Genomic DNA, 13,195 nt, shown 5'->3' with positions numbered 1-13,195 from the left:
CTCCCGATGCTTTTAAGCTTTTTCCCAAACCTCGAAGTTGTACGCGGGCTTTTCGCCCTCCGCTGGGTTCTCGACGTTCGATACCCGTTTCCACTGCTGCGCATCAAACTGCGGAAACCACGCATCGCCTGCCGGGCTCAGCGCCACGCGCGTCAAATACAGGCGATCCGCCTGCGCCAGCCCTTGCGCATACAACTGCGCGCCGCCGATCAGCATCAGCTCGTTCGCGCCCTGCTCCAGCGCCCACGCCTCGGCGCGCTCGACGGCTGCGTCGAGTGACGGAAAAACTTCCGCACCTTCAAGCGCCAAATCGGTCTGACGGCTAACCACCAGGTTCAAGCGCCCCGGCAGCGGTCGGCCCAGCGAATCCCAGGTCTTGCGCCCCATGATGATCGGCTTGCCGAGCGTGGTGGCCTTGAAATATTTGAAATCCCCCGGCAAATGCCAGGGCATGCTGTTGTCGACGCCGATCACGCGGTTTTCACCGAGGGCTGCGATCAGGCTTAAAGGGAGAGTTTTTTTCATGCCGACGAGAATACCAGAGCGCCGCGCAGCTTTCCCCAACCGGCTGCACAGCGGTTATGCTCCAGGCTCACGAACACAACAGGACGGCGCGTGACAGCACTGAACCCCCTGCAAAAACTCTGGCTGACAGAAACCGTGCGCCTGCGTGAAGAACACGCAGGCCCGCTGGAAGACCTCGAAGCCAACCGCCTGGCCCGCACGGCCGGTGGCGATTTGCCGACGCGCATTCAACAGCGCGCCTTGCACTTGGCCGAGCGCGACGGCCTGAGCGCCGCCCTCACCCGCTGGTTGCAAGGCGCGCGTTTGGCGTTGGTGCTGCTGGCGGTGCTGGCGATCGTCAGCGGTGCCGGTTTGGCGTTTGCCGCGCTGGGCAACGGCCTGACGCCGGTAAATGTGTTTTGGGCCTTGGGCAGCTTGCTCGGCCTGAACCTGATTCTGTTAATCAGTTGGGCGTTGGGCCTGCTGTTTGCCGGCGAGCACGGCGCCAGCCTCGGGCGCCTGTGGTTATGGCTCAGCGAAAAACTCGCGCGCGATGCCAAGGCCGCGCAGTTAGCGCCAGCGTTGCTGCTGTTGTTGCAGCGCCAAAAACTCAATCGCTGGGCCGTGGGTGTGTTGGTCAATAGCCTGTGGTTGCTGGCGCTGCTCAGCGCCCTGCTGTTTTTACTGACGCTGCTTGCCACACGGCGCTACGGTTTTGTGTGGGAAACGACCCTGCTCGGCGCCGACACCTTTGTCGCCGTCACCCAAGCGCTCGGCAGCCTGCCCGCGCTGCTGGGGTTCACTGTGCCGACGGTCGAGATGATCCGCGCCAGCGGCGACTCTGCCCTGAATATCGAAAGCGCTCGCCAAGCCTGGGCCACCTGGCTGGTGGGCGTGCTGCTGGTTTACGGCCTGTTGCCAAGGCTGGTCCTCGCCCTGCTGTGCCTGTGGCGCTGGAAACGCGGGCGCGCGGCCTTGCGCCTGGACCTCAACTTGCCCGGCTACAGCGCATTGCGTGAACGCTTGATGCCGAGCAGCGAACGCCTTGGCGTCAACGACGCCGCGCCGCAGCAACTGCACGCGGTCACCGGCGGCGTCAGCGAATTGCACAGCGACGGTGCCTTGCTGGTGGCCATCGAACTGGACGGCCAACACGCCTGGCCGCCCAAACTGCCGGCCAGCGTTAAGAATGCCGGCATCCTCGACAGCCGCGAGTCGCGTAACAAACTGCTCGAACAGCTCACACGCTTTCCACCCGCGCGGCTGGCTATCGCCTGCGACCCGCGCCGCTCACCGGACCGTGGCAGCCTCGCGCTGATCGCCGAACTGGCGCGCAACGCCACCGCGACCCGCGTGTGGCTGCTGCAAGCGCCGCCAGGCCAGGCGCTCGACGCCGAGCGCCTGGGTGATTGGCACGCCGCGCTAAAACAACTGGAGCTGCCCTTCGCTGACTGCGCGCCGCTGAATTGGTTGGAGACCGGTCATGACTAAACCACTGAAACTCGCCGTGGTAGGCCACACCAATGTCGGCAAAACCTCGCTGCTGCGCACGCTGACGCGTGACGTCGGCTTCGGCGAGGTCTCGCATCGCCCCAGCACCACGCGGCATGTCGAGGGCGCGCGGTTGTCGGTCGACGGCGAGGCGTTGCTTGAGCTGTACGACACGCCCGGCCTGGAAGATGCCATCGCCCTGCTCGATTATCTGGAACGCCTCGACCGCCCCGGCGAACGCCTCGACGGCCCGGCACGCCTGGCGCGGTTTCTGGACGGCAGCGAGGCGCGCCAGCGTTTTGAACAAGAAGCCAAGGTGCTGCGCCAACTGCTCGCCTCGGACGCCGGTTTGTATGTAATCGACGCCCGCGAGCCGGTGCTGGCCAAGTACCGCGACGAGCTGCAAGTGCTCGCCAGTTGCGGCAAGCCGTTGCTGCCGGTACTCAACTTTGTCAGCAGCAGCGACCACCGCGAACCGGATTGGCGTGAAGCCCTGGCACGTCTTGGCCTGCACGCGCTGGTGCGTTTCGACAGCGTGGCACCGCCCGAAGACGGTGAGCGTCGGCTGTATGAAAGCCTCGCCTTGCTCCTGGAAACCGCACGGCCGCAGTTGGAACGGCTGATTCTCGACCAGCACGCGCAACGCCAGGCACGCCAGCAAAGCGCCGCGCGGCTGATCGCCGAGCTGTTGATCGACTGCGCCGCGTGCCGACGCAGCGTGGTCACCGAAGCCGAACAAGCGGCGGTGGGTGAACTGCGCACAGCGGTGCGCCAACGCGAACAAAAGTGTGTGGAAGCCTTGCTCAAACTGTTCGGCTTCCGCCCGCAGGACGCCGCCGCCAGTGACTTGCCGTTGCTCGATGGGCGTTGGGGCGATGACCTGTTCAACCCCGAAACCCTCAAGCAACTCGGCGTGCGCGTCGGCGGCGGAATCGCTGCAGGCGCGGCGGCCGGTGCCGGTGTCGACTTGCTGGTCGGCGGCCTGACCCTCGGCGCCGCCGCGATTGCCGGTGCGATTGCCGGTGGTGCGCTGCAAACGGCGCGCGGCTATGGCAGCCGCTTGCTCGGCAAACTCAAAGGCCAGCGCGAGCTGACCGTCGACGACAGCGTGCTGCGCCTGCTCGCCCTGCGCCAAAGCCAGTTGCTCAAGGCCCTGAACCTGCGCGGCCATGCGGCGCTGCACAGCATCAAGGTCGACACGCCCCAAGACAAAACCTGGCGCGAAGGCAAGTTGCCGGACGCACTGCACAAAGCCCGTGCTCACCCGCAATGGTCGTCGCTTAACGCCCACGCCAAACTGAGCCAGGCCGAGCGCCAGGAACAGGTCGAAGCCCTCGCCCTGCGCCTCGACCAGAGCTAAGCCGCCAGCACCTTGCGCGCCTTGGCCTTGAGCACCTCAAGGTCGAGCAGCGGCACGCGCATTTGCTTGGCCTGCTCGTCCCAGTGGCGCAGGCGCAGGCTGATCAGGTAGAGCGGGTCTTGTTCAAACGCCTGCGCTTCTTCTGCCGTCATCACGCCGCCCTGATAGCCTAAGGTAATCCGGCTGGCTTCACTCAGGCGGGCGTAGTAGGACGGCTGGCTGAACGTCAGGTAGCGCTTGGCTTGCACGTGATATTCCACCAGCCTGGCAATGCGCTCGCTGAAGCCTGCGCGGCGCAAATAATCCGCGCCCAAACGCTCATGGCTGACCACGCCATAACCGCCCATGTTTGCGCCGCCTTCGCCGCAGAGATGGCCAATATCGTGAAAGAACGCCGCCAGCACCACTTCATCGTCAAAGCCTTCGGCCATCGCCCACTGCGCGGCCTGGGACATGTGTTCGATCTGCGACACCGGCTCGCCGATGTAATCCGCCGCGCCGTGCTGCTCGTACAAGCCGAACACTTCGGCAATTGCCTGTTCAGGGTTCATCCCGCCGCGCCCCACACAGTGCTGATGTTACGCTCGGCCAGCGCCGGCCCCACGCTCATGCCCACGCCGGTGTGCATCAATGCCGCGCTCACGCCCGGTGCCGCCTGCACGAATGAAAACGGCCCCGGCCCGCGCGAGCCGTACACGCCCTGCCAGCGCTCGACCACGTTTACCTTGCAACCCAAGGTCTGCTCGGCCAGCTCGATCAGCCAGTCATCGACCTGCTCGGCGTTGAACGGTGAGGCATCGCTGCCGTAGTCGTGCGAGTCGCCAATAATCAGTTCGCCATACGGCGTGGGGCTGATCAGCAGGTGAATCCCGTGTTCATGCAGGTGCGGCGCATCGCGCAGGATTTGCGCCTGCACCGGCAGCGCTTCCGGCAAGTCGGCAAACGCGCCGTAATGCACGCAGCTCAAACCGGTCAGCAACGCGTGTTGCAGGTTCAGGTTGACTGCCGGCCGTGCACGCAGCATTTGCAGGCGGCAGATACTCGGGTTGAGTTCAGCCATCGCGTCGGCCAGCAGGGTTTGGTAATCGTGGCCGGAGCAGACGATGATCTGCTCACCGCGAAAGCTGCCCGCCGTGCTGTGCAACTGGCCAGGCTGCACATCGCGCACCAGCGTGGAGAAGTGAAACTCCACGTTCAGTTGATTGCGGAGGTAGTTGATCAACGCCGGGATCGCTTCGCGCGAATACAGTTGCTGATCGTCCTTGCCGTGCAGCGCCGCGCGATGATGGCTGAATTGGCCGCCGTACAACGCTTTCATGGCCGCGCCCTGCAGCAGCTCGACGTTGTAGCCGTGCTCTTGCGCACGACCGGCGCAGAACGCTTCCAGCAGATGTTCCTCGGCTTCGGTGCGGGCGAACACGTACGCGCCATTGCGCTTGAGCTGAAGGCCGGCCACCTGCGCCCAATGCGCCCAGATGCCGCGGCTTTGCCGGGCCAGGTCAAGCATCGGCCCCGGTGGTTGGCCGGTGACCAGCGCCTGGCCGAAGTTGCGCACCGAGGCGCCCAACGGCGTGGCGCTGCGCTCGAATACCTTGACCTTGAGGCCGCGTTTGGCGGCAGCAAAGGCGTGGGACAGGCCGAGGATGCCCGCGCCGACGATTAACAGATCACTACTCATGCGTTCCTCTCGTTCCCACGCTGAGCGTAGGAATGATCAGTTATTGTTTCTCTGACTTGCCGTCATAGCGCTTGCGCCATTCGGTCAGGATGCTGTCGCGGTTTTTCGAGGCCCAGGCGAAGTCGTTCTTGATCAGCCGCTGTTCGTAGTCGGCCGGCAATTCGGTCTGCGGCTTGGCAATACCCGGTTGAGCAAGCACGGCGAAGTTTTCTTTGTACAGCTGCATCGCGGCGGGGCTGGCGGAGAAGTCGGCGAGCTTTTTCGCGGCCTCCGCGTGCGCGGTGCCCTTGATCACGGCAGTCGCTTCAATGTCCCAGCCCAAGCCTTCCTTGGGCAAAATAATATCCAGCGGCGCGCCTTGGCGTTTCAACTGCACGGCCGGGTATTCGAACGAAATACCGATTGGGAACTCACCAGACGCCGCCAGCTTGCACGGCTTGGAGCCGGAGTGAACGTACTGGCCGATGTTCTGGTGCAGGTCGTCCATGTACTGCCAGCCCTGCTTCTCGCCGAAGGTCTGCAACCAGGCGCTCACATCCAGAAAGCCGGTGCCCGAAGACGCCGGGTTAGGCATCACGATCTTGCCCTTGTATTCGGGTTTGGTCAGGTCCTGCCAGCTCACCGGCTTGCTCAGGCCCTGTTTCTCGGCCTCGACCGTGTTGAAGCAAATAGTCGCGGCCCACACATCCATGCCGACCCAAGCCGGTGGGTTGGCGGCGTCGCGGTAGTTCTTGCCGATTTTGTCGAGGTCTTTGGGCGCGTAGTTGCTGAGCATGCCTTGCTGATCGAGGATCGCCAGGCTCGACGCGGCCAGGCCCCACACGACGTCAGCTTGCGGGCGGTCTTTTTCCGCCAGCAGCTTGGCGGTGATGATGCCGGTAGAGTCACGCACCCATTTTATTTCGACGTCCGGGTTCTGCTTTTCGAAGGCTTGCTTGTAGGTCTTCAACTGCTCGGCTTCGAGGGCCGTGTACACGGTCAACTCGGTTTTCGCGGCAAACGCATTCAGGCTGAACGCAGTGAGCACAGCAGCGGCTAACGCCAGGGGCTTGAACATGGTGCATTCCTCAAAAGGGACGGTTTTATTGACCCGGCGCGGTTTGGCGCCAGGCTTGGGAGCGGCGCAACGCGCCACGTGAGCACCACGCCAGCAGCAGCGAAACGCCGGCAGAGGTAAACAGGATCAAGGTCGACATGGCCGCCGCGCCGCCCACATTGCCGGCGTCGTCCATGTTCAGCACGGCGACAGCGGCGAGGATGGTGTCGGGGCTGTAGAGAAAGATCGCGGCAGACACGGTGGTCATCGCCGACACAAACAGGTAGCGCACGATGTCCAGCAGCGCCGGCAGGCAAATCGGTACAGTGACGCGCCAGTAGTGGCGGTACAGCGGCGCCTTGAGGGACAGCGCAGCGGCTTCGAACTCGCTGTCTAGCTGGCGCAGCGCGGTGGTGGCGGTCATCTGCGCGGTGGTCAAATAGTGAGCAATGGTGCACACCACCAACAGCGTCATGGTCCCGTAGAACACATGCAGCGGGTTACCGTTGAGGTTGAAAAAGAACACATAGCCCAAGCCCAACACCAGGCCCGGCACGGCCATCGGCACAAAGCTGAGCATGCGCAGCGCCAGGTTCAGGCCCTTTTGACCCTCGGTTTTTTCCATCAGGTAGGCACCGGTGAAGATCAATGCGCTGCCGATCAGCGCCGTGCACAGTGCCATCTTCAAGCTGTTGCGATAGGCCAGCCAGCCGCCGCCCGCGGTGTCTTCAAACTGATAATGGTTGAGCGACAGCGACAGGTTGTAAGGCCAGAACTTGACCAATGAGGAATACACCGCCATGCCGAACACCAGCAGCAACGCAGCGCAAATTAGCATCACGATCGCCAGGTAACAGCCATCCCGCAAGCGCGACGGCGCGGGCTGGAAGACTTGCGCTCGGCCGCTCATGGAATCGCCGTGACGGCGGCGTAACCAGGCGTCGACGCCAAAGCTGAACAGCGCCGGCAGCAGCAGCACCATGCCGATCAACGCGCCGCGACCGAACTGTTGCTGGCCGACCACCGCCTTGTAGGCTTCCAGCGCCAACACTTGGTAGTCCCCGCCCACCACCACGGGCACGCCGAAGTCGGTGATGGTCAGGGTGAACACCAGGCAAAACGCGGCGAACACTGCCTGGCGCGTGGCCGGCCAGGTGATGCTGCGAAACGCCCGGGCCGGGCTGGCGCCCATGCTCGACGCGGCGTCGAACAATCGCGCATCCGCCAACGACAGCGCCGACAGCAGAATCATCAAGGCGTGTGGGAACGTGTAGATCACCTCGCCCAGCACAATGCCCCAGAAGCCGTAGATATTGTCCGAGAGCAACCCGCGCAACAGGCCCTGATTGCCGAACAGATACACCAGCGCAATGCCTGGCAACATCGACGGCGCCATCAGCGGCAGCAGCGACAGGCCGCGCCACATCGCCTTGCCGGGAATCAGCGTGCGTTGCAGCGCGTAGGCAAACAGGTAGGCCAGCGGTACGACGATGGCCGCAACGCTGAGGGAAACTTTCAGGCTATTGCCCAGCAGCCAGTGGAAGTTATCGCTGGTCACCAGCTCGCGCGCCGCGACCCAGCCGCCGCCCTGCCCGGCTTCGCTGCTGAAGCCACGCCAGAAGATCGCCAGCAAGGGCAGCAATACGGCGACACCGAGCAGCAACAGCCAGACGAGTTTGCCGCCGAGTACAAAAATGCGGTCGCCCAGTTCGGCGCGGGAAACGTTGCGCGCCACGTGGCCGGGTAGCGGCAGCGTCATATCGGCGGCCATCTCAAGCAAACACCTGCAGGCTGCGCGGCGGCAACGCCACCCAGATGTGTTGCGCACCGAGGCGCGGCATCGCTTCCGGGGCCAGTTCGGCCAGCAATGGGTGACCGGGCAACTGCTCCAGCTCAAAGCGCATGCGGCAGCGGTTGCCCAGAAACGTGATCTCGCAGACCTTGGCCGGGAACAGGTTTTCTTCATGCCCCAGCGGGTTGATGCTGATGGCTTCCGGGCGGCAGAACAGACGGCCGGATTTGGCCACGCCAGCATCGTCGGCCAAGCGCATGTTCATCCCGCCGACCTGAGCGTGGCTGGCGCTGTTGCGGCTGAACGGCAGCCAGTTGCCCTGGCCGACAAACTCCGCCACGAACGGCGTGGCCGGGCGGTCGTAGATTTCTTGCGGCGTGGCGTATTGCTCGACTTTGCCGTTGTTCATCACGGCAATGCGGTCGGCCATCAACATGGCCTCGTCCTGGTTGTGCGTCACCATCAACGTGGTGACGCCCAAGCGCCGCTGCAGTTGGCGCAGTTCGCTGCACAAATGCTCACGCACACGCGCGTCGAGGGCAGACATCGGTTCGTCCAGCAGCAGCAATGAAGGCGCCGGCGCCAGCGCACGGGCCAGGGCGACGCGCTGTTGTTGGCCGCCGGAGAGTTGGCCGGGGTATTTCTTTTCGCTGCCAACCAGGCCGACCAGTTCCAGCATCTGGCCGACGCGTTTGCGCACTTCGTCGCGGCCACTGCCGGTCAGGCCGTAGCCAATGTTCTCTTCAACGGTGAGGTTGGGAAACAGCGCGTAGGACTGAAACAAAATTCCGTAGTCGCGCGCTTGAGGCGGCAGTTGCGACACATCGCGGTTACCCAAGTGAAGCTCACCGCTGTCTTGGCGTTCCAGGCCGGCGATGCAGCGCAGCAAGGTAGTTTTGCCGCAACCGGACGGGCCCAGCAGGCACACCAGCTCGCCGGCGGCGACGTCCAGCGACACGTTGTCCAGCGCCTTGAAGGCGCCGAAGCGCTTCTGGATCCCGCGCACCGTCATCGGCGCGCCGGGGTTGGTTGGGGCAGTGTTCATGGAGGCACCTCATCAAACTGATGAAGGCCATGCTAGGCAGGCAATGCGTCCCTGGTGTGGCAGAAAGGCAAAACGTGGCGATAGTGGTATTGGTGGATTTGTGTAGGAATTCGGAGTGCGTCTGTAGTGCTTGGGTTTGTGTGGCGATGGGGCTTGTCGGTCAGAGCGGCGACATTTCTTGCGCCAAACCGAGAAACGCGGCAGGCAGCCGCGCGCCTTTTCTTTCCTTGAGGCAGTACAAATACTCGGCGATCTGCGGTGCATGCTCGATGGTCAGCACGCGCAACTGCGGGTCATGCGGCACTTCCTGGCGGGCAATGATGCTGATGCCGATATTGCGCAGCACCGCCTCGCGAATCGATTCGCGGCTGCCGATCTCCAGCAGCGGGCCGTAACTCACGCCTGCGCCTTGCAGCATCTCTTCAGTTAAACGCCGTGTGGTGGACCCGGTTTCGCGCATCAGCAAGGTATGCCCCGCCAGTGCCGTGAGCGGCACAGTATCCAAAGCCGCCAACGGGTGATTACGATGCACCGCCAGCACCAGCGGGTCGGTGCCAAGCACGCGGCGGATCAACCGCGGGTCTTCAAGTAATTGCGAGGAGGCGGCGACGTCCACCCGGTACTCTTCGAGCGCCTCCAGCACCGACTGGGAGTTGCCGATTTCCACCGACACCTCCACATGCGGCAGGCGTTCGCGAAAGGCTTTGACCAGGTCGAGGATGTAATACGGCGCCGTCGCGGCAATCCTCAGCGCCCCCTGGAGCTGACCACTGTTGCGCAGGAAAAACTCAATATCGGCTTCTTGCTGCAACAACGCCTTGACCATCGGCAGCAGGCGCGCGCCGTCGTCGCTGACGGTCAGGCGGCGGCCACCACGGTAGAACAGCTCAACGCCGTACTGGCTTTCCAAGTTGCGAATCTGCGTGGTGACCGTGGGCTGGCTAAGGCCGAGTTTTTTCGCCGCCTGGGTAATGCTGCCCAGGCGGGCCACTCTGTAAAACGCCTTCAGTTCGGCACTCAGCACACCACCCTCACCTCAGTTATTTGCGCAACAGGCGCAGGCCATTGAACACCACCAGCAGGCTCACGCCCATGTCCGCGAACACCGCCATCCACATAGTGGCCATGCCCAGGAAGGTGACCGCAAGGAAGACCGCCTTGGTCACCAGCGCCAGGGCGATGTTCTGCTTGAGGATACTCGAGGTTTGCCGCGACAACCGAATGAAAGCCGGGATCTTGCGTAAATCATCATCCATCAAGGCCACGTCAGCGGTTTCGATGGCCGTGTCGGTGCCGGCGGCGGCCATCGCGAAGCCAATTTCGGCGCGGGCCAGGGCCGGGGCGTCGTTGATGCCGTCACCGACCATGCCCACCCGGTGGCCTTGGCCGTAAAGGGTTTCGATGGCCTGCAGTTTGTCAGTCGGCAGCAGGTCACCTTGGGCCTGGTCGATGCCGACCTGGGCCGCAATCGCCTGAGCGGTGTGGGTGTTGTCGCCGGTGAGCATCAGGGTTTTGATGCCCAAGTCGTGCAGTTGCTGGATGGCTTCGCGGCTGCTGTCTTTGACCGTGTCGGCCACGGCGAACAGCGCCAGCGGGCCGGACTTGTCGAGCAGCAACACCACCGACTTGCCTTGTTTCTCCAAGGCGAAGAGTTTTTCTTCAAGCTCCGGCGAACACAGGCCCAGGTCTTCGACCAGACGGTGGTTGCCCAAATGGTAGGTTTCGCCGTTTATATCACCGCGCACACCGCGACCGGGCAGGGCTTCGAAGTTATCCACAACGTGGCTCGGCAGGTTTTTATCCACAGCCGCTTTGGCAATGGCCAACGACACCGGGTGGTCGGAGCGCCCGGCCAAACTGGCGGCCAGCGCCGGCGCGCGGTCTTCGACGTTGGGGAACAACGCCAGGTAATCGGTTTGCACCGGTTTGCCGTGGGTGATCGTGCCAGTCTTGTCGAGGGCCAGGTAATCAAGCTTGTAACCGCCCTCCAGGTACACACCGCCCTTGATCAGGATGCCTTTGCGCGCCGCCGCCGCCAAGCCACTGACGATGGTCACCGGGGTGGAAATCACCAGTGCACACGGGCACGCCACCACCAACAGCACGAGTGCGCGGTAGACCCAGTCGAACCACACGCCCGCCATGAACAGCGGCGGAATCAGCGCCACGCCCAAGGCAAACAGGAACACCGCCGGGGTGTAGATCTTCGAGAAGCTGTCGACAAAACGCTGGGTTGGCGCCCGCGCGCCTTGAGCCTGCTCCACGGCATGAATGATGCGCGCCAGCGTCGAATTGTTGGCCGCCGCGGTGACCTTGTACTCCAGCGAACCGGCCTGGTTGATGGTGCCCGCGAAGACTTTATCGCCCACGGTTTTTCAATGGGCAGGCTTTCACCGGTGATCGGCGCCTGATTGATGGAGGATTGACCGGCGGTGACTTCACCGTCCAGGCCAACACGCTCGCCAGGTTTTAACCGAACGATTGTCCCAAGATCAACGCTTTTGACGTCTTTTTCCACCCATGAGCCATCGGCCTGCTGCACCGTGGCCTGTTCGGGCGTCATCTGCATCAAGCCACTGATGGCGTTGCGCGCACGGTCCAGAGACTTGGCTTCGATCAACTCGGCCACGGTGAACAGGAACATCACCATCGCAGCTTCCGGCCACTGGCCAATCAGCAGCGCGCCGGTCACGGCGATGCTCATCAGCGCGTTGATGTTCAGGTTGAGGTTTTTCAGGGCTATCCAGCCCTTTTTATAGGTGGTGAGGCCGCCGCTGAAGATCGACACCAACGCCACCACGGCAATCACCCATGTCGGCGCAGCATTGGTGAAATGCAGCACTTCGGCAGCCAACGCACCAACGCCGGACAACGCCAGCGGCCACCAGTGTTTCTTCGCGGGTGGCGCGGCGGCGGGAACGCCCTCTTCGATGGGGTCCGCCTGCATCCCGATAGATTTGATCGCGTCGATGATCGGCGCAGTGCTCGGCAGGTCATGGGTGACGCCGAGGATGCGGTTGATCAGGTTGAATTCCAGTTGCTGCACACCGGCGAGCTTGCCCAGTTTGTTCTGGATCAGCGTTTGCTCGGTGGGGCAGTCCATGGCTTCGATGCGGAAGGTGCTGAGGCGCGCGCCGTCGGAAGGCGCTTGGTTCAGCGTTACCACCGCAGGCGCGGCGTCGCTTGCGCAGCAGGAACCGGCATGGCCGTGGTCGTGCACAGGCGTGAGTTTTTTGGGGCCATGATCGTGGTCATGGTCGTGATCATGCTTATGTGGGGTGTGAAGGGAGTCGCTCATCTGGTCGCGTCCGTAAAGGTGCCTGTTGCCAAGTAAAGACCCTGTAGCCACTATAGGGTCAAGCACCCATTTGGAGATTGCTGCGATGAAGATCGGCGAATTGGCCAAACTGACCGACTGTCAGGTGGAAACCATCCGTTATTACGAGAAGGAAGGCCTGCTGCCACCCCCGGCACGCACCGATGCCAACTACCGCGTGTACACCCAGGCGCACACTGAGCGGCTGATTTTCATCCGCAATTGCCGCAGCCTCGACATGACGCTTGGGGAAATCCGCAGCCTGCTTGGGCTACGCGACAGCCCTCAGGACCAGTGCGAGAGCGTGAATGCGTTGATCGACGAACATATCCACCACGTGAAATCGCGGATTGATGGGCTGTTGGCGTTGCAGGAGCAATTGCTCGACCTGCGCCAACGCTGCGGTGGTGGGCCGGATCTGGATCAGTGCGGGATTTTGCAGCGGCTGGAAGTCAGCGGCAGTGTCGCGGCCAGCGAGGCTGAGCCTTCACACGTGGGCAGAAGCCACGGCCACTGATCATAAAAAAGGCGGGAGGGGGCTTGCCCCTCCCACCCGTTTTAAATAGCCACGTCAGCCTTGATGCTTGGGTCGGCGTTGTAGCCAACGATTTCAAAATCTTCGAATTTATAATCGTAGATCGACGCAGGTTTACGCTTGATCACCAGTTCCGGCAGCTTTTTCGGTGTGCGCGCCAGTTGGGTCTGGATCTGCTCCATGTGGTTGCTGTAAGCGTGCGTGTCGCCGGTGGTGACGATGATCTCGTGAGGGATCAGGTCACATTGCTGGGCCAGCATATGCGTCAGCAGGGCCAGGGCGGCGGTGTTGTACGGCAGGCCGAACCCGTTCATGCGACGCTAAAATTGCACATTTCGGATTGTGTATAAGACACTATTCAAGCCTTCCCGAGGTGCAGAATCAATTATGCACAGTTCGACCCGAATAGTCTAGTTTTTCAAGCGCTTGCGGAGATGT

Annotated in this window: 10 protein-coding genes and 2 pseudogenes; 3 read left to right on the top strand and 9 right to left on the bottom strand. The window is 62.7% G+C overall.

All coding sequences use genetic code 11. From position 1 onward, the window contains the following. Positions 1-12: 12 nt before the first annotated feature. Positions 13-525, bottom strand: a complete 513-nt coding sequence (locus F0169_RS10850) for a dihydrofolate reductase (RefSeq protein ID WP_152746512.1) — start codon at positions 523-525, stop codon at positions 13-15. Between the two features lie 90 nt (positions 526-615). Between F0169_RS10850 and F0169_RS10845 the strand changes: the two genes are divergently transcribed. Together F0169_RS10845 and F0169_RS10840 are read left to right on the top strand one after the other, a co-directional pair. Further along, entirely contained in the window at positions 616-1,995 is a 1,380-nt protein-coding gene (locus tag F0169_RS10845; RefSeq protein ID WP_172979407.1) for a DUF2868 domain-containing protein, read from the top strand. Further along, entirely contained in the window at positions 1,988-3,355 is a 1,368-nt protein-coding gene (locus F0169_RS10840) for a DUF3482 domain-containing protein (protein WP_152746511.1), read from the top strand. The genes F0169_RS10845 and F0169_RS10840 overlap by 8 nt, the downstream gene beginning before the upstream one ends. On the opposite strand, the gene F0169_RS10835 is transcribed toward F0169_RS10840, so the two are convergent. The 7 genes and pseudogenes from F0169_RS10835 to F0169_RS10805 all read right to left on the bottom strand — a co-directional run bounded on the left by F0169_RS10835 (position 3,352) and on the right by F0169_RS10805 (position 12,204). Beyond that, positions 3,352-3,906, bottom strand: a complete 555-nt coding sequence (locus F0169_RS10835; protein ID WP_058413686.1) for a phosphonate degradation HD-domain oxygenase — start codon at positions 3,904-3,906, stop codon at positions 3,352-3,354. The two genes, F0169_RS10840 and F0169_RS10835, sit on opposite strands and share 4 nt — an antisense overlap. Then, the gene (locus F0169_RS10830; RefSeq protein WP_152746510.1) at positions 3,903-5,033 is read right to left on the bottom strand and encodes a TIGR03364 family FAD-dependent oxidoreductase; all 1,131 of its coding nucleotides are present in this window, start codon (positions 5,031-5,033) and stop codon (positions 3,903-3,905) included. Before F0169_RS10830 ends, F0169_RS10835 begins: the two co-directional genes overlap by 4 nt. Before the next feature lie 40 nt (positions 5,034-5,073). Then, positions 5,074-6,090, bottom strand: coding sequence for a putative 2-aminoethylphosphonate ABC transporter substrate-binding protein (locus F0169_RS10825; protein ID WP_122250019.1), 1,017 nt, complete (start codon positions 6,088-6,090; stop codon positions 5,074-5,076). A gap of 25 nt (positions 6,091-6,115) precedes the next feature. Then, positions 6,116-7,840, bottom strand: coding sequence for a putative 2-aminoethylphosphonate ABC transporter permease subunit (locus F0169_RS10820; protein WP_152746509.1), 1,725 nt, complete (start codon positions 7,838-7,840; stop codon positions 6,116-6,118). A 1-nt stretch (position 7,841) separates the two neighbouring features. After that, positions 7,842-8,906 carry a putative 2-aminoethylphosphonate ABC transporter ATP-binding protein gene (locus F0169_RS10815; protein ID WP_152746508.1) on the bottom strand — a complete coding sequence of 355 codons (1,065 nt, stop codon included), beginning with the start codon at positions 8,904-8,906 and terminating at the stop codon, positions 7,842-7,844. Positions 8,907-9,066: 160 nt separating this feature from the next. Next, complete coding sequence (locus tag F0169_RS10810) at positions 9,067-9,930, bottom strand: LysR family transcriptional regulator (protein ID WP_058413691.1); 864 nt, start codon at positions 9,928-9,930, stop codon at positions 9,067-9,069. Positions 9,931-9,946: 16 nt separating this feature from the next. Beyond that, positions 9,947-12,204 (bottom strand): annotated as a pseudogene (locus tag F0169_RS10805) (heavy metal translocating P-type ATPase). Between the two features lie 85 nt (positions 12,205-12,289). Here F0169_RS10805 and cadR point away from each other — a divergent pair. Then, positions 12,290-12,739: a Cd(II)/Pb(II)-responsive transcriptional regulator gene (gene cadR, locus F0169_RS10800; protein WP_058413693.1), complete on the top strand. Its 450-nt coding sequence runs from the start codon at positions 12,290-12,292 to the stop codon at positions 12,737-12,739. A gap of 41 nt (positions 12,740-12,780) precedes the next feature. Here the strand turns inward: cadR and thyA are convergent. Continuing rightward, a pseudogene (gene thyA, locus F0169_RS10795) lies at positions 12,781-13,059 on the bottom strand (thymidylate synthase); the annotation flags it as partial. Between the last annotated feature and the right edge of the window lie 136 nt (positions 13,060-13,195).

It is taken from the genome of Pseudomonas kitaguniensis, assembly GCF_009296165.1.
In the GTDB taxonomy this organism is placed as follows: domain Bacteria; phylum Pseudomonadota; class Gammaproteobacteria; order Pseudomonadales; family Pseudomonadaceae; genus Aquipseudomonas; species Aquipseudomonas kitaguniensis.
Note: the sequence above shows the minus strand (reverse complement) of the source record. Positions and strands in the feature narration are given on the sequence as shown.

Bases quoted from the DNA above. Each gene is read 5' to 3' on its own strand.
- F0169_RS10825 (WP_122250019.1), bottom strand. From the start codon at position 6,090: ATGTTCAAGCCCCTGGCGTTAGCCGCTGCTGTGCTCACTGCGTTCAGC.
- F0169_RS10840 (WP_152746511.1), top strand. From the start codon at position 1,988: ATGACTAAACCACTGAAACTCGCCGTGGTAGGCCACACCAATGTCGGC.
- F0169_RS10830 (WP_152746510.1), bottom strand. From the start codon at position 5,033: ATGAGTAGTGATCTGTTAATCGTCGGCGCGGGCATCCTCGGCCTGTCC.
- F0169_RS10850 (WP_152746512.1), bottom strand. From the start codon at position 525: ATGAAAAAAACTCTCCCTTTAAGCCTGATCGCAGCCCTCGGTGAAAAC.
- F0169_RS10820 (WP_152746509.1), bottom strand. From the start codon at position 7,840: ATGGCCGCCGATATGACGCTGCCGCTACCCGGCCACGTGGCGCGCAAC.
- cadR (WP_058413693.1), top strand. From the start codon at position 12,290: ATGAAGATCGGCGAATTGGCCAAACTGACCGACTGTCAGGTGGAAACC.
- F0169_RS10835 (WP_058413686.1), bottom strand. From the start codon at position 3,906: ATGAACCCTGAACAGGCAATTGCCGAAGTGTTCGGCTTGTACGAGCAG.
- F0169_RS10815 (WP_152746508.1), bottom strand. From the start codon at position 8,906: ATGAACACTGCCCCAACCAACCCCGGCGCGCCGATGACGGTGCGCGGG.